13 protein-coding genes are annotated in these 15,398 nt (G+C 73.9%); 9 read left to right on the top strand and 4 right to left on the bottom strand.

Features of this window, described 5'->3' with window-relative positions:
• Positions 1–88: 88 nt before the first annotated feature.
• Positions 89–724, top strand: a complete 636-nt coding sequence (locus SVTN_RS09500) for a nucleoside/nucleotide kinase family protein (RefSeq protein ID WP_041133731.1) — start codon at positions 89–91, stop codon at positions 722–724.
• Between the two features lie 37 nt (positions 725–761).
• Here the strand turns inward: SVTN_RS09500 and SVTN_RS09495 are convergent, their stop codons facing one another.
• Entirely contained in the window at positions 762–1,673 is a 912-nt protein-coding gene (locus tag SVTN_RS09495; RefSeq protein WP_041128680.1) for a carbohydrate kinase family protein, read from the bottom strand.
• The gene (locus SVTN_RS09490) at positions 1,670–2,641 is read right to left on the bottom strand and encodes a pseudouridine-5'-phosphate glycosidase (RefSeq protein WP_078908272.1); all 972 of its coding nucleotides are present in this window, start codon (positions 2,639–2,641) and stop codon (positions 1,670–1,672) included. The genes SVTN_RS09495 and SVTN_RS09490 overlap by 4 nt, the downstream gene beginning before the upstream one ends.
• A 275-nt stretch (positions 2,642–2,916) precedes the next feature.
• On the opposite strand from SVTN_RS09490, the gene SVTN_RS09485 reads away from it, so the two are divergent.
• From SVTN_RS09485 to SVTN_RS09470, 4 genes are all read left to right on the top strand, one after another.
• A complete protein-coding gene (locus SVTN_RS09485; RefSeq protein ID WP_041128679.1) occupies positions 2,917–3,273 on the top strand; it encodes a cupin domain-containing protein in 357 nt (118 codons plus the stop codon).
• Positions 3,274–3,599: 326 nt separating this feature from the next.
• Positions 3,600–4,940 (top strand): discoidin domain-containing protein, encoded by a 1,341-nt coding sequence (locus SVTN_RS09480; RefSeq protein ID WP_041128678.1) that lies wholly within the window; start codon positions 3,600–3,602, stop codon positions 4,938–4,940.
• On the top strand, positions 4,940–6,202 hold the full coding sequence (locus SVTN_RS09475) for an MFS transporter (RefSeq protein ID WP_041128677.1): 1,263 nt from the start codon (positions 4,940–4,942) through the stop codon (positions 6,200–6,202). Before SVTN_RS09480 ends, SVTN_RS09475 begins: the two co-directional genes overlap by 1 nt.
• Positions 6,199–7,179, top strand: a complete 981-nt coding sequence (locus SVTN_RS09470; protein ID WP_041128676.1) for a TolB family protein — start codon at positions 6,199–6,201, stop codon at positions 7,177–7,179. Before SVTN_RS09475 ends, SVTN_RS09470 begins: the two co-directional genes overlap by 4 nt.
• 15 nt (positions 7,180–7,194) lie before the next feature.
• On the opposite strand, the gene SVTN_RS09465 is transcribed toward SVTN_RS09470, so the two are convergent.
• The gene (locus SVTN_RS09465) at positions 7,195–8,478 is read right to left on the bottom strand and encodes an MFS transporter (RefSeq protein WP_078908271.1); all 1,284 of its coding nucleotides are present in this window, start codon (positions 8,476–8,478) and stop codon (positions 7,195–7,197) included.
• Between the two features lie 67 nt (positions 8,479–8,545).
• Positions 8,546–9,082, bottom strand: coding sequence for a methylated-DNA--[protein]-cysteine S-methyltransferase (locus tag SVTN_RS09460; protein WP_041128675.1), 537 nt, complete (start codon positions 9,080–9,082; stop codon positions 8,546–8,548).
• Between the two features lie 257 nt (positions 9,083–9,339).
• Here SVTN_RS09460 and SVTN_RS09455 point away from each other — a divergent pair, with 257 nt between their 5' ends.
• From SVTN_RS09455 to SVTN_RS09440, 4 genes are all read left to right on the top strand, one after another.
• On the top strand, positions 9,340–10,248 hold the full coding sequence (locus SVTN_RS09455; protein WP_041128674.1) for an MHYT domain-containing protein: 909 nt from the start codon (positions 9,340–9,342) through the stop codon (positions 10,246–10,248).
• 71 nt (positions 10,249–10,319) lie between these two features.
• Entirely contained in the window at positions 10,320–12,467 is a 2,148-nt protein-coding gene (gene uvrB / locus SVTN_RS09450; protein WP_041128673.1) for an excinuclease ABC subunit UvrB, read from the top strand.
• Positions 12,468–12,618: 151 nt separating this feature from the next.
• Positions 12,619–13,197 carry a TerD family protein gene (locus tag SVTN_RS09445; protein ID WP_041128672.1) on the top strand — a complete coding sequence of 193 codons (579 nt, stop codon included), beginning with the start codon at positions 12,619–12,621 and terminating at the stop codon, positions 13,195–13,197.
• A gap of 116 nt (positions 13,198–13,313) precedes the next feature.
• Positions 13,314–15,182, top strand: a complete 1,869-nt coding sequence (locus SVTN_RS09440; protein ID WP_041133728.1) for a TerD family protein — start codon at positions 13,314–13,316, stop codon at positions 15,180–15,182.
• Positions 15,183–15,398 lie beyond the last annotated feature (216 nt).

Below are 15,398 nucleotides of genomic sequence, written 5' to 3'. Positions count from 1 at the left end.
CCGGTCAGCCGCTCGGCCAGGTCACCGTACGGCCGAAGACGTCGGCCGGTACACGTCAGGGGCGGGTGTGACAGGCAGGATGGGCGGCATGCGATACGAGGCGATCACCTGGGACCGGCTGGCGGAGACGCTCGCCGGTCACCTCGACGCGTCCCCCGCCGCTGCGGGCGACGACTGGCTCAAGGTGGGCATCGACGGTCCGCCCGCCGCGCCCGGCGGCGAACTCGCCGGGCTCCTCGCCGAAGCGCTGCGCTCGCGCGGGCGGGCGGTCCAGGTCGTGAGCACCGGCGGCTTCCTGCGACCCGCTTCCCTTCGGTACGAGTACGGGAGGCAGGACCCCGACGCGTACTACAGCGGGTGGACCGACACCGGGGCCCTGTGGCGGGAGGTCTTCGGGCCGCTGGACCCCGGCGGCACCGGGCGCGTGCTGCCCGACCTCTGGGACCCGGTCACGGACCGCGCCACCCGCAGCCCGTACGTCACGCTGCCGCCGCGCGGGGTGCTCGTGCTGCACGGGCCCTTCCTGCTCGGCCACTGGTTCCCCTTCGACCTCACCGTGCACCTGCGCCTCTCGCCCGGCGCCCTCGCCCGGCGCACGGAGGAGTCCTGGACCCTGCCCGCCTTCGCCCGGTACGAGATGGAGGTCGGCCCCACCGAGGCGGCGGACGCCGTCGTGCGCGCCGACGACCCGCGCCACCCGGCCTGGACGGGCCTGCGGACGTAGGGGGTTCCGGGGTTTCCCGCCGGTCAGGCCGGGTCGATCAGGCCGGGCCGATCGGGCCGGCCGGGGGTCTGCCGCCCACCGTGGTGACCGCCTCCGCGCCCGCGCGGCAGCCCTCCTCCGCGGCCCGCACCGGGTCCGCGCCCGCGAGCCGCGCCGCCAGGAACGCCCCCGTGAACGCGTCGCCCGCGCCCGTCGAGTCCACCGGCCGCACCGGGGGCGCCGCCACCCGTGCGGTGACCGCGCCGCCCTCGGCGACCAGCGCGCCCGCCGCCCCGAGCGTGACCACGACCAGCGGGAAGCGCCGGCTCAACTCCGCGGCCGCCGACTCCGGTTCGCCGCGGCCGGTGAGCGACCGGGCCTCGTCCGCGTTCGGCAGCAGCGTCTCGGCGCCCTCCGCCGCCGCGAGGAACCGGTCCGCCCCCAGCTCCGCCAGGAACCCCGCCGACGCCGGGTCCACACTCACCGGGACCCCCGCCTCCCGCGCGTCCCGCAGCGCCCGGCAGGCCGTCTCGCGGCTCGGCGCGGCGAAGAACAGGTACCCCGAGAGGTGCAGCCGGGCCACGCCGTCGAGCAGTCCGGGCGACCAGTCGGCGGGGGAGAGGCGCAGCGCGGCGCCGCTGTCGGTCAGGAAGGTGCGCTCCGCCGAGCCGTCCACGAGCGCGATCACGGTGGCCGTCGCCGCGTCCGCGTCCGGCACGAGCAGGGGGCGCACGCCCGCCCTCCGCAGCGCCCGCTCGTGCCAGTCGGCCGCGTCCGTCCCCACCCGGCCGAGCAGCCGCACCTCGTCGCAGCCGGAACGCACCGCCCAGCAGGCCGCGTTGGCCCCGGCGCCGCCCGGGAGGGTCCGGATCTCCGCCGCCGTGTCCGTGGCGGGAGCGAGCGGGGTCCGGTGCCGGGCGACGACGTCCGTGACCACGTCCCCGACGACGAGCAGCGCGCCCCCGGTCACCGGCCGTCGGCGCCGGTCGCTGCCGAGCCCGCGGAGTCAGGCTCCTGGGAGCCCTGCCCCGCCCCCGACGCGTACGCTCCCGCGATGCGCGCCGCGAGGCGCACATTGCCCCGTACCGCCGCGAGGTTGGCCTCCAGGGACGCCCCTTCCGTGTGCACCATCAGGTATTCGAGGAGGAACGGCGTCACCGCCTGGCCGGTGATCCCCTTCTCCTTCGCCGCCGCGAGGCCCCGCGCGAGCACCCGGTCGTGCAGCGCGGGATCCAACTGCTCGGCCTCCGGCACCGGGTTGGCCACGACGAGCGCGGACCGGGGGCCGGTCAGTGCGTCCTGCGCCCGTATCACCCCCGCCACCTCCTCCGGGGTCCGCAGGGTCCAGTCGACGGGCTCGCCCGAGGAGGAGAGGTAGAAGCCGGGGAAGCGCTCCGTGCCGTAGCCGACGACCGTCACGCCCAGGGTCTCCAGGCGCTGGAGCGTCGCGGGCACGTCGAGGATCGACTTGACCCCGGCGCACACCACCGTGATCCCGACCCGGGCGAGCAGCCGCAGGTCGGCGGACTCGTCCTGCGTCTCGCTCCACTCCCGGTGCACGCCGCCGAGCCCGCCCGTCGCGAACACCCGTATGCCGGCCGCGTCCGCGAGCCAGGCCGTCGCCGAGACCGTCGTCGCCCCCGTCGCACCGGTCGCCAGGGCCGGGGCCAGGTCGCGGTGGCCCAGCTTCCGCACCGAGGGGTCCTCGGCGATCCGGGTCAGGGCCGCCCGGTCGAGGCCGATCCTGGCCGTGCCGTCGACGACCGCGATCGTGGCGGGGACGGCGCCCCCGGCCCGCACCGACTCCTCCAGCTCCGCCGCCACGGCGAGGTTGCGCGGGCGCGGCAGACCGTGGGCGATGAGCGTCGATTCCAGCGCGACGACGGGCCGGCCCTCGTGGAGCGCCTCCCGCACCTCTTCGGACACCTGTGTGGACATGTCCCATTCCTTGGCGCGCTCACCGGCCCCGCAAACCTCCTTGGCGACCTCCTGCCACACCCCGGCGGGCGCCTGCGGAATCCGTGACGGGCCGCCGGACCGGGGTGGCGGGGACGGCCGTGACGCCCTTGGGGCGCCGCGCCGGAGGGCCGGTGCGGATTTCGTCGCCGTCGTGCGTCCCTGGTATCGCGCCTGGTGGGGGCCGAAACGGAGGCTGTTCTTCCATCCGGTCCCGGCCTCGGAACGCCCCCGGACCCCCGCTACAGTCACCGCCCATGACCACTCATGACCTCCCCTCCTTCGCCGTGCACATCCCCGACGCGGAGCTCGAAGCCGAGCCCCTCGACCCCGGCCAGATCGTCTCCGGCACGCCCGAGGTGACGGGCAAGGTGCTGTGGGAGTCGGCCGACGGCAAGCAGCTGCGCGGCATCTGGCAGATCACGCCCGGCGTCGTCACCGACACCGAGGCCAACGAGCTCTTCGTGGTGGTCTCCGGGCGCGCGACCGTCGCCGTCGAGGGCGGTGACACCCTGGAGATCGGCCCCGGTGACGTGGCGGTACTGCGGGAGGGCGACCGGACGACCTGGACCGTCCACGAGACCCTGCGCAAGGCGTATCACATCAGCCTCTGAGGCCCCTCAAGTCGGGGCGGGGAACGGGGAGTCGGGAGTCTGGTAGGAAACCTTCCTGTCCGCTATTCTCCCGGGCAGCGGCTCGGCGCGGCGCCCCACCCCAAGCCCCATCCAAGCCCCACCCGGGGGCGTGACGCGCTCAGCGAGAGCTCTGACCCGGCCGCCGAGCACCACCCCGCCGCGTGGCGCCCCGAATCGCCACCCGGCCGGTCGCCCGTGCCCGCACCACGCGGCACGGGCGGCCCGGTCCGTGCCGCCCGGCGCGGTCGTGGTGCCCCGCACCGGTGTCCAGCTCTCGCCGACCCCTCAGGCCAGGGAGCCCGGGTATGCGCCTGTTCGCCTCCGCCCCACCTCGCCGCACCACCGACCGACTGCCCCTCGTCCTCGCCGCCGTGCTGCTGCTCGTCGGCGGACTCCTGCTCGCCCTCCCGGATCGCGCCGGAGCCGCCGCCGACACCCTGATCTCCCAGGGCAGGCCGGCCGCCTCCTCCTCCGTCGAGGACGGCACCTTCGGCCCGGAGAAGGCCTTCGACGGCGACTCCACCACCCGCTGGGCCAGCGCCGAAGGCGTCGACCCCCAGTGGATCAAGGTCGACCTCGGCCCCTCGGCCACCGTCTCCCGCGTCAAACTCGTCTGGGAGGCCGCCTACGCCAAGGCCTACCGCGTCGAGATCTCCGCCGACGGCACCACCTGGACCCGGCTCGCCACCGAGACCGCGGGCAACGGCGCCACCGACGACTGGACCGGACTCACCGGCACCGGCCGCTACCTCCGCGTCTACGGGACCGCCCGCGGCACCTCGTACGGCTACTCGCTCTGGACGGTGGAGGTCTACGGCACCACCTCCACCACGCCCCCGCCCACCGGCGCCTTCACCGTCGTCGCGGCCGGCGACATCGCCGCCCGGTGCACCGCCTCCAGCAGCTCCTGCGCCCACCCGAAGACGGCCGCCCTGGCCCAGCGCATCGCACCGTCCTTCTACCTGACGATGGGCGACAACCAGTACGACGACGCCCGCCTCTCGGACTTCCGGAACTACTACGACAAGACCTGGGGCGCCTTCAAGACGAAGACGCGGCCCGTGCCCGGCAACCACGAGTCCTACGACCCGGCCGGCGCGTTCTCCGGCTACAAGTCGTACTTCGGCGCCATCGCCTACCCGCAGGGCAAGCCGTACTACAGCTACGACCAGGGCAACTGGCACTTCGTCGCCCTCGACTCCAACACCTTCGACGACGCCGCGCAGATCCAGTGGCTCAAGGACGACCTCGCACGCAACACCAAGGGCTGCCTCGCCGCCTACTTCCACCACCCGCTGTACTCCTCCGGCGGCCACGGCAACGACCCCGTCTCCAAGCCCGTGTGGCAGATCCTCTACGCGGCCGGGGCGGACCTCGTCCTCAACGGACACGACCACCACTACGAGCGCTTCGCCCCGCAGGACCCGAACGGGCGGGCCACCGCCGACGGCATCGTCGAGATCGTCGGCGGCATGGGCGGCGCCGAGCCCTATCCCATCGAGACCGTCCAGCCGAACAGCCAGAAGCGGATCAGCGGAACCTACGGCGTCCTGAAGCTGGACCTCACCGACACCACCTACACCTGGCAGTACGTCGGCACCGACGACCAGGTCAAGGACTCCGGCCCGACCTACACCTGCCACTGATGTACCTCGCGACCACCGGTCGCCGCGACGCGCCGCCCCGTCCCACCGGGACCCGGCGGCGCGTCCCCGGCACCGTCCTCGCCCTCGGCGCGGTCAGCCTCGTCACCGACGTCTCCTCGGAGATGGTGACCGCCGTCCTGCCGCTCTACCTGGTCCTCGGACTCGGCCTGTCCCCGCTCCAGTTCGGGCTCCTCGACGGCCTCTCCACCGGCGCCACCGCGCTCGTACGGCTCCTCGGCGGGGCCGGCGCCGACCGCGGCGGCCGCCACAAACAGATCGGCGGACTCGGCTACGCCCTCTCCGCCTGCTCCCGGCTCGGCCTCCTCCTCGCGGGCGGGGCGACCGGCGGGATCGCCGGGGCGCTCGCCGCCGACAAGCTGGGCAAGGGCGTCCGCACCGCCCCGCGCGACGCGCTCATCACCCTGCACAGCCCGCCCGAGGACCTGGGCCGCGCCTTCGGCACCCACCGCGCCATGGACACCACCGGCGCCCTCCTCGGGCCGCTCGCCGCCTTCGCGCTGCTGTGGGCGACGGCCGAGACGTACGAGGCGGTCTTCGCCGTCAGCTTCTGCGTCGGCGCGTTCGGCGTCCTGCTCTGGCTGCTCTTCGTCCCCGGGCGGCAGCGGGACGAGCCGCCGAGGGAGACGGCGGCACCACGCGCGCGTGGCGGGCTCCTCACGGCCCTGCGACGCTCGCCCGCGTACCGCAGGATCGTGCTCTGCGCCGCCCTCCTCGGCGCCGCCACCGTCGGCGACTCCTTCCTCTACCTGCTGCTCCAGCGGCGCCTCGACCTCGACGCCACCTGGTTCCCGTTCCTGCCGCTCGGCGCGGCCGGCGTCTATCTGCTGCTCGCCGTCCCGGCCGGCCGCCTCGCCGACCGCCTCGGGCGCCGCGGGCCGCTCCTGTACGGGCACGGAGCCCTGCTCCTCGCCTACGGGCTGCTCCTCGCCCCCGTGCCCGGAGCGGCGGCCCTCGTGGGCGTCCTCGTCCTGCTCGGGGTCTTCTACGCCGCCACCGACGGCGTCCTGATGGCCCTCACCGGGCCCTTCCTCGCCGAGGGCCGGCAGGCCGGCGGCCTCGCGGTCGTCCAGACCGCGCAGGCGCTCGCCCGGCTCGGTGCCGCCGTCGCCTTCGGTGCCCTCTGGACGGCGAGCGGACCGGAGACGGCCCTCGTGGCCGCGCTCCTGGCCCTCACGGCGGCCCTGTGCTGCGCCGCCCGGCTGCTGCCGTCCGTGCCGACCCCCGAAGGGAGCACGACATGAACACCACCGCCTCCACGCGCGCGCGTGCGGCGATCCTCGTCCTCGCCCTCCTGCTGCTCGGCGGCGGCGCCACCGCCTACACCCTGCGGGCCGCCTCCGGACGGGCCGCCGCCACCGGGACCGCCGACCCCGGCTTCACCCTCGACCGGGGCGCCGGGACGCTCTACGTCCGGGACACCGCGAGCGGGCGCGTCGCGCGCGTGGACCCGGCCGCGCCCGGCGGCCGGGTGGCGGGCGGCCCTTCCTGCGACCGCTTCCACGCGGCCGGTCCCACCGCCCTCTGCCTCCAGCGGCGACCGGGCGTACCGGCCCGCTCGTACGTCCTCGTGCTCGACCGGGAGCTCCGCGAGGTCCGCCGCATCGCCCTGCCGGGCATCCCCAGCCGGGCCAGGGTCTCCGCCTCGGGACGCATGCTGTCCTGGACGATGTTCGCCACCGGCGACTCGTACGCGCGCTCGGCCTTCGCCACCCGCACCTCGATCCTCGACCTGCGCACCGGCTACCTGGTGAAGAACATCGAGCAGATCCCGCTCACCCTCGACGGCCGCCGCCACCACGCCCCCGACGTCAACTACTGGGGCGTCACCTTCGCCGCCGACGACAACCGCTTCTACGCCACCGTCTCGACGGGCGGCCGCACCCACCTCGTCGAGGGCGACATGCGGAACTGGTCGGCCCGGGCCCTGCGGGAGAACGTCGAATGCCCCTCGCTCTCCCCGGACGGGACCCGGATCGCCTTCAAGAAGCGGGTGTCCGACGGCCCGCGCGAGCCGTGGCGGCTGTACGTGTACGACCTGCGCACCGGACGCGAGCACCCCGTCGCCGAGCGGCGCGGCATCGACGACCAGGCGCTGTGGACGGACGCGGAGACCCTCGCGTACGGGTACGGGGGAGCGGTCTGGTCGGTCCCCGCCGACGGCACGGGCACCCCACGGCAGCTGGCCGCGGATGCCTCCTCCCCGGCGGTGCCGGGTTAGGGGGTGTCTTGTCGATCAGGCCTTGCGGAGGGCGCCCCGCAGCGCGAGCGCCGCCATCGGCAGCAGCAGGCACGCGGCGATCGCGTTCAGCGGCCCGTAGCCCGCCTGCGAGACGATCAGGCCCGCCGCGAGGCCGCCGAGGCCGGCGGCGGTGTTCATGACGAAGTCGGACAGTCCCTGGACGGCGGCCCGCGCCGCCTGCGGCACCGAGTCGGTGAGCAGCGCCGAACCGGACACGAGCCCCGCCGACCAGCCGAGACCGAGGAGGAAGAGGCCCAGGGCGGTCCGGCCGTGGGACGGTCCCGCCGTGCCCGCGACGAGCGCCGCCGTACCGATGAGACCGACCGCGAGCCCGATCACCGACAGCCGGCCGAGCCGGTCGGACAGCCAGCCCATCACCGGCGAGAAGGCGTACATGCCCGCGATGTGCCCGCTGATCACGAGGCCGATCAGCTGGATGTCCGCGCCGTGGTGGGTGAGCGCCACCGGCGTCATCGACATGATCGACACCATGGCGGTGTGCGAGCCGGCGACGGTGACCAGGGCGAGCCGGGCCCTCGGCGACTCCCGTACCGCCCGCATCCCGGCCCGCAGCGAGCGGCCCTCCGTCGCCTCGCCCGGCCCGGCGGCCGACAGCGCGCGGGCGGTGAGCAGCGGGTCCGGGCGCAGCAGCACGGCCACCACGAGGGCCGCGACCACGAAGACACCGGCGGCCCAGACGAACGGACCGGCCGTGGCCGGTATGCCCAGGCCGGAGACGCTCTTCCCGGCGGGCGCGGCGACGTTCGGGCCGAGGACCGCCCCGATCGTGGTCGCCCACACCACCGTGGAGATGGCCCGGGCCCGGTGGTCCGGTTCGGCGAGGTCGGCGGCGGTGAAGCGGGCCGCCAGGTTCGCCGAGGACCCGGCGCCGAAGCCGACGAGCCCGACGAGCAGCACGGGGAAGCTCCCGACGACCGCCCCGAGCACCACCACACCGGCGCCGAGAGCCCCGAGCAGATACGCGAGGACGAGCCCCGCCCGGCGCCCCCGGGACGCCATCAGCGCGGCCAGCGGCATGGCCAGCAGCGCGGGACCGGCCACCGTCGCGGTCGACGCCATACCGGACAGCGCCTCGGTGCCGCTCACGTCCCTGGCCAGGACGGCGGCGAGGGCGACGCCGATGGCGATGCCGAGGCCTCCCAGGATCTGGGTGGCGATCAGCACGGCCTGCACGCGCCGACGGAGCGCCGGCAGCCCGGCGGGGGCGGATATGCCCTCGGGCAGGATGGCGTCAGGGGCACTGGGGGTTTGAGTCACTTACGTGAGTCTGCCAGCCGTCCCATCAGATGGGAACGCCCCCTCCTTCCCCGACGGCCTCCGGCGCTCAGAACAGCGGCGCAGGCAGCACGCCCTCCAGGGCCAGCAGCTGTCTCTTCGTCTCCAGACCGCCCCCGAAGCCGCCGAGACCGCCGTCGCTCTCCACCACCCGGTGGCACGGCACCACCACCGGCAGCGGGTTGGCGCCCATCGCCGCGCCCACCGCCTGCGCCGCGCCGGGCTGCCCGACGCGCCTCGCCAGCTCCCCGTACCCGACGACCGTGCCGTACGGGACGCCCGCCGCCAGCTCGCGCAGCACCTGCCGGTTGAAGCCGGTCGTCAGGCTCCAGTCCAGCGGCAGGTCGAAATCGAGCGCCTCGCCCGCGAAGTACCGGTCGAGCAGGCGTATCGCCTCCGCGAGCCGCCCCGAGGCGCGCTCCACCGGCTCCGCGCCGAGCCGACCCGCCAGCCGGTCGAGCATCCGCTCCCGGCGCGCCGCGTCGGCGTGGAACCCGACCTGGACGAGCCCCCGCCCGGTCGCGGCGAGGAGGAGCGGCCCGATGGCGCTCTCCACGACCGTCCACTCCACCGTGTCGATGTCCATGCCGCCCACGGTACGACCCGCCACCGACAACGGGTCCCGATCGGGCAACGGGGTCAGGGCCGGGCGACGGGGTCACGATCGGGGCCGCGACCGTCACGGAGATCACGGACCGGTCTCGCTCCGGTCTCGCGAACGGAAATTCCCCGGTCACGTGGTCGCCGGGCCCCCGGCGCGCCATAATCTCGCCCCGGTAGTACTACCCAGCGGTACCGACTGTTTTCGGACGACGTTGCACCAGGGGTGGAGGACACACGCTCATGCAGGGCACGGTCGACGGATTCAGCTACGGGCTCGTCACGCCGGTGGCCGCCTTTCTCATGGCCTGCCTCGGCGGCGCCCTCGGTCTGAGGTGCACCACCAGATCGCTCCGCCACCGCGACACCTTCAAGGCGGGCTGGCTCGCCCTCGGCGCCACCTCGATCGGCACCGGCATCTGGACGATGCACTTCATCGCCATGATGGGCTTCTCCGTCGAGCAGGCGCCCATCGAGTACGACCGGCCCATCACCTTCGCCAGCCTGGGCGTCGCCGTCCTCATGGTCGGCATCGGCATCTTCATCGTCGGCTACCGGGGGGCGACCACCCTGACCCTGGTCACCGGCGGCACCATCACCGGCCTCGGCGTCGCCACCATGCACTACCTCGGCATGGCCGGGATGCGCCTCCAGGGCCGGATCGAGTACGACACGCTCACCGTCGCCCTCTCCGTGGTCATCGCCGTCGTGGCCGCCACCGCGGCCCTCTGGGCGGCCGTCTCCGTACATGGATTTCTGGCCAGTCTCGGTGCGAGCCTGGTGATGGGCGGAGCCGTGAGTGGTATGCACTACACCGCCATGGCCGCCGTCAGCGTCCACCTGCACGGCACCGAGACGCGCACCGGGACCGGCGACGGCGCCACCTCGCTCCTGCTGCCCATGCTGATCGGCCCCGCGGTCTTCCTGATCCTGGCCGCCGTCGTCGTCATGTTCGACCCGCTGCTCGTGATGGGCGACCCGGACTGGCAGCGCCCCGCCCGGACCCCGCACCGCCCCGGCGTGCCCGCCCCGCGCCACGTGCCGTCCTACGGTGAGCCGGCCAACTGGAGCGCCCGCCCCGCGGGCCGCCCCGCCGGACGGGCCGCCCGCAGGAGCGTCGCGCGCGGCGGACACCGCTCCCAGGACTGGTGACGGGACGCCCGGCGACCGGGCGGTGAACCGATCGCCGCCCGAGTGTCAGTGGCGGGTCGTACGGTGGTTGCATGCGGCCCGTTTCCAAGATCGAACGTTCGGTGGCGCCCTTCGAGGTCGTCAGCGAGTACAAGCCCAGCGGCGACCAGCCGACCGCCATCGCCGAGCTCGAGCGGCGCATCCGCGCGGGCGAGAAGGACGTCGTGCTCCTCGGCGCCACCGGCACCGGCAAGTCGGCGACCACCGCGTGGATGATCGAGAAGCTCCAGCGCCCCACCCTGGTGATGGCGCCGAACAAGACGCTGGCCGCTCAGCTGGCGAACGAGTTCCGCGAGCTCCTGCCGAACAACGCGGTGGAGTACTTCGTCTCGTACTACGACTACTACCAGCCCGAGGCGTACGTCCCGCAGTCGGACACCTACATCGAGAAGGACTCCTCGATCAACGAGGAGGTGGAGCGGCTCCGCCACTCCGCGACGAACTCCCTGCTCACCCGCAGGGACGTCGTCGTGGTCGCCTCCGTCTCCTGCATCTACGGCCTCGGCACCCCCCAGGAGTACGTGGACCGGATGGTCCCGCTCAAGGTCGGCGAGGAGATCGACCGCGACCAGCTGCTGCGCCGCTTCGTCGACATCCAGTACACGCGGAACGACCTGGCGTTCACCCGCGGCACCTTCCGGGTGCGCGGCGACACCATCGAGATCTTCCCGGTGTACGAGGAGCTCGCCGTCCGCATCGAGATGTTCGGCGACGAGATCGAGGCCCTCTCCACCCTCCACCCGCTCACCGGCGAGGTCATCAGCGAGGACCGCGAGCTGTACGTCTTCCCCGCCAGCCACTACGTCGCGGGCCCCGAGCGCATGGAGCGGGCCGTCAACGACATCGAGCGGGAGCTGGAGGGCCGCCTCGCCGAGCTCGACAAGCAGGGCAAGCACCTGGAGTCCCAGCGCCTGCGCATGCGCACCACGTACGACATCGAGATGATGCGGCAGATCGGCTCCTGCTCCGGCATCGAGAACTACTCGATGCACTTCGACGGCCGCGAGCCCGGCTCCGCGCCCAACACCCTCCTCGACTACTTCCCCGAGGACTTCCTCCTCGTCATCGACGAGTCGCACGTCACCGTGCCGCAGATCGGCGCCATGTACGAGGGCGACGCCTCCCGCAAGCGGACCCTGGTCGACCACGGCTTCCGGCTCCCGTCCGCCCTCGACAACCGCCCGCTGAAGTGGGAGGAGTTCCAGGAGCGGATCGGCCAGACCGTCTACCTCTCCGCGACCCCCGGGACGTACGAGCTCTCGCGCGGCGACGGCTTCGTCGAGCAGATCATCCGCCCCACCGGGCTCGTCGACCCCGAGGTCGTGGTCAAGCCCACCGAGGGCCAGATCGACGACCTGGTCCACGAGATCCGGCTGCGCGCCGAGCGCGACGAGCGGGTCCTCGTCACCACCCTCACCAAGAAGATGGCCGAGGACCTCACCGACTACTTCCTGGAGCTCGGCATCCAGGTGCGCTACCTGCACAGCGACGTCGACACCCTGCGCCGCATCGAACTCCTCCGCGAGCTGCGCGCCGGCGAGTACGACGTCCTCGTCGGCATCAACCTCCTCCGGGAGGGCCTCGACCTGCCCGAGGTGTCCCTCGTCGCCATCCTCGACGCCGACAAGCAGGGCTTCCTGCGCTCCGGGACCTCCCTCATCCAGACGATCGGCCGCGCCGCGCGCAACGTGTCGGGACAGGTCCACATGTACGCGGACCGGATCACCCCGGCGATGGAGCAGGCCATCGAGGAGACCAACCGGCGCCGCGAGAAGCAGATCGCGTACAACACGGAGCGCGGCATCGACCCGCAGCCGCTCCGCAAGAAGATCAACGACATCGTCGCGACCATCGCCCGCGAGGAGCTCGACACCGAGGAACTGCTCGGCACCGGCTACCGGCAGCCGAAGGAGGGCAAGGGCGCGAAGGCCCCCGTGCCCTCGCTCGCCGCGCACGGCCCCACGGCCAGGGGCAAGGGCAAGGGCAAGGGCAAGGCAGGCTCCACCGTCGAGCTCGGCGACCGGCCCGCCACCGAACTGGCCGCGATCATCGAGGAGATGACCGACCGGATGCGCGCCGCGGCGGCCGAGCTGCAGTTCGAGGTGGCGGCCCGGCTCCGCGACGAAGTGGGGGAGCTGAAGAAGGAGTTGCGCCAGATGAAGGAGGCGGGACTCGCCTGATCGGACGAGGGCGGAGGGCGGTCCGCTGTGTTGCAAGACCGACACAAAACCGGACCGTGCCTCCGCGCCGTCGGTGCCGCTGCGTAGGGTGCTCGACAACTGCACGCACCGGACAGCGGGCGCGGGGAACGCTTAACGAGAGGGGCAACGCGTGTCGGTCAACATGACCAAGGGTCAGGCCATCAGCCTGGAGAAGCGGGGCGGGGGCAGCCTCAGCCAGGTGCGGATGGGGCTCGGCTGGCAGGCGGCGCCGCGCCGCGGTCTCTTCGGCTCGCGCACCCGGGAGATCGACCTGGACGCCTCGGCCGTCCTCTTCGCCGAGAAGCAGCCGGTCGACGTGGTCTTCTTCCGCCACCTGGTCAGCGACGACGGCTCGGTCAAGCACACCGGCGACAACCTGGTGGGCGGCGCGGGCCAGGGCGGCGACGACGAGGCGATCCTCGTGGACCTGGAGCGGGTGCCGGTCCACATCGACCAGATCGTCTTCACGGTGAACTCCTTCACCGGCCAGACCTTCCAGGAGGTGCAGAACGCCTTCTGCCGGATCGTCGACGAGACGAACGGGCAGGAGCTCGCGCGCTACACCCTCGACGGCGGCGGCAACTACACCGCGCAGATCATGGCGAAGGTGCACCGGGTCGGCTCCGGCTGGCAGATGACGGCCCTGGGCAACCCGGCCAACGGCCGCACCTTCCAGGACCTGATGCCGGCGATCCTGCCGCACCTGTAGAAGGGCCCGGCACGGCACACCCACAGCTCCCGGAGGCACCAGGCCACCGGGAGCTGTCCCGCATGATCCGCACCTGTGAGAACGCCGCCTGTGAGAACGCCGAGGGGACAGAGACGATGACGGCCGAGCTGGTCCGGGGGCAGAACCACCCCCTGCCCGAGACCCGACTGGAGATCCGGGTGTCGGCCGGTCACCCCGTCCTCGCCGGAGCCACCCTCGGCGACGAACAGGGCCGGGTCGCGGGCGCGGAGTGGATCGCCCACCCCGGCGCGCCCTCCCTCCCCGGTGTCGACGTGCCCGGACGCTCCGCCGCCGACCACCGCCTCGCCGTCGACCTGGACGCGGTCCCCGGTGCCGTCCACCGCGTCTCGGTCCTCCTCGCGCTGACCGGCGGAGCCGCCCGCTTCGGGGCGCTCGCCGCCCCGTTCGTCGCCGTCACCGGCCCCGACGGCACCGAGATCGCCAGCTACACCATCACCGGCCTCGACCGCGAGTCCGCCCTCGTCGCCCTGGAGCTGTACCGCCGTCAGGGCGCCTGGAAGGTCCGGGCCATGGGGCAGGGGTACGAGGGCGGGCTGGCCGCCCTGCTCGGTGACCAGGGCCTGGAGCGCCCCGCGGATCTGGCCGCCACGATCCTGGCGACCGTGACCCCGGAAGCCCAGGACGCCGTCCCCTCGCGCGTCCCCGAGCCGGAGCGCGTACGCCACACGGCGCCGCCGACCGCCCCGGACCCGGCACCGGCGACGCCGCCGCCCACCCCCGCGGCGGGCATGGGTGCCGGCGGTCCCATCGACTACTCCCACCCCCGGCGCCAGCCCGCCCCCACCCCCGCCCCCGAGCCGCGGCAGGCCCCGCCCGTGCCGGTCGCCGGGGACGCCTCGGGCTGGTCCATGGACGAGCGGCTCTACAACCAGGTGTGGGGCATGTTCGAGGACCTGGCCCGTACCGCCGCCGCCTACCGCAGCGCCTGCGACTTCGCGGAGTCCCGGCTCGACCGGGAGCTCGACGAGGCGCTCACCGACTACCGCGCCCGGGCCGGCGGCGCGAACGACGCCGCGCGGGCCGCCGCCCGCGCCCGGCACGACGAACTCGTGGGGCGCGCCCGGGAGGTCCTGGACCGGGACCTCGCTCAGCTCGCCGCCGAGTCCGAGGTCGTCGAGCCGGCGCTGCCCGTCGCCTACGCCCGCTGGGACAACCCTGTCTGGCACGCCTACCGCGTCCCGGCCGAGGAGCCGATGGCCGTCCGCCTCGGCGACCTCCACCTCCCCGAGCGCACCGACCTGCGGATCCCCATGCTCGTCCGGCTGCCCCTCGAGCGCGGGCTCTGGGTGGACTCCGGGCGCGGCCACTCCGAGGCCGCCGGGCTCCTCGACGAGGTCGAGCTGCGGCGGCTCGCCCTCGACTGCGCCGTCGCGCACGCGGCGCGGCTGCTCGCGGCGCACCCGGCGGGCGGGTTCACCGTCCACCTCGTCGACCCGGCGGGCGCGGGCGCCGCGGCCCTCGCCCCGCTCGTGGAGACGGGGGCGGCCGCCCCGCCGGCCCGGGGCGCGGCCGGTGTCTCGGCGGTCCTCGAGCAGCTCACGGAGCGGGTCGACCTGCTCCAGATGGCACTGCGGGGCGGGGCGGCCGACGCGCTGCCGCCCGGCCTCGACACGGCCCGGCAGCTGCTGATCGTGCACGACTTCCCGCACGGCTTCGACGACCGGGCGGTCACCCGGCTGCGGTACCTCGCCGACGAGGGGCCCTCGGTCGGCGTCCATCTGCTGATGGTCGCGGCCCGGGAGGACGCGGCCGCGTACGGGCCGCTGCTCGACCCCCTGTGGCGCTCGCTGCTGCGGCTCACCCCCGTGCCCGACGACCACCTCGCCGATCCCTGGGTCGGTCACGCCTGGTCGTACGAGCCGCCGCTCCTTCCGCCGGGCAGCGCGATCCTCCGCCAGGTCCTCACACAGGTGGCGGCCGCCCGCCATGGAAAGCAGCCCTGACCTGCCCTTTTGATGGTCCTTTACCCTCTCCTTTACCTTCTCTTGGTCTTTCGGGTAGTCTTCTTGGTGCGGAGGGGAGTACTCCCCTATGTGCGGCGTACCCGTCAATACGGACGGATCATCATGATCCGATCCCGGGGCGTCGGCCCGGCGGCCCGTCAGCCGCCCGGGTGGAAGAGACCTCCGGCAGCGACGACGTGATCAGTAGCCGTACGA

It is taken from the genome of Streptomyces vietnamensis, from assembly GCF_000830005.1.
In the GTDB taxonomy this organism is placed as follows: domain Bacteria; phylum Actinomycetota; class Actinomycetes; order Streptomycetales; family Streptomycetaceae; genus Streptomyces; species Streptomyces vietnamensis.
The sequence above is the reverse complement of the archived record's forward strand: the minus strand, read 5'-3'. Positions and strand labels throughout refer to the sequence as shown.

Bases quoted from the DNA above. Each gene is read 5' to 3' on its own strand.
- SVTN_RS09460 (WP_041128675.1), bottom strand. From the start codon at position 9,082: ATGGACATCGACACGGTGGAGTGGACGGTCGTGGAGAGCGCCATCGGG.
- SVTN_RS09475 (WP_041128677.1), top strand. From the start codon at position 4,940: ATGTACCTCGCGACCACCGGTCGCCGCGACGCGCCGCCCCGTCCCACC.
- SVTN_RS09485 (WP_041128679.1), top strand. From the start codon at position 2,917: ATGACCACTCATGACCTCCCCTCCTTCGCCGTGCACATCCCCGACGCG.
- SVTN_RS09440 (WP_041133728.1), top strand. From the start codon at position 13,314: ATGACGGCCGAGCTGGTCCGGGGGCAGAACCACCCCCTGCCCGAGACC.
- SVTN_RS09490 (WP_078908272.1), bottom strand. From the start codon at position 2,641: ATGTCCACACAGGTGTCCGAAGAGGTGCGGGAGGCGCTCCACGAGGGC.
- SVTN_RS09470 (WP_041128676.1), top strand. From the start codon at position 6,199: ATGAACACCACCGCCTCCACGCGCGCGCGTGCGGCGATCCTCGTCCTC.
- SVTN_RS09480 (WP_041128678.1), top strand. From the start codon at position 3,600: ATGCGCCTGTTCGCCTCCGCCCCACCTCGCCGCACCACCGACCGACTG.
- SVTN_RS09455 (WP_041128674.1), top strand. From the start codon at position 9,340: ATGCAGGGCACGGTCGACGGATTCAGCTACGGGCTCGTCACGCCGGTG.
- SVTN_RS09500 (WP_041133731.1), top strand. From the start codon at position 89: ATGCGATACGAGGCGATCACCTGGGACCGGCTGGCGGAGACGCTCGCC.
- uvrB (WP_041128673.1), top strand. From the start codon at position 10,320: ATGCGGCCCGTTTCCAAGATCGAACGTTCGGTGGCGCCCTTCGAGGTC.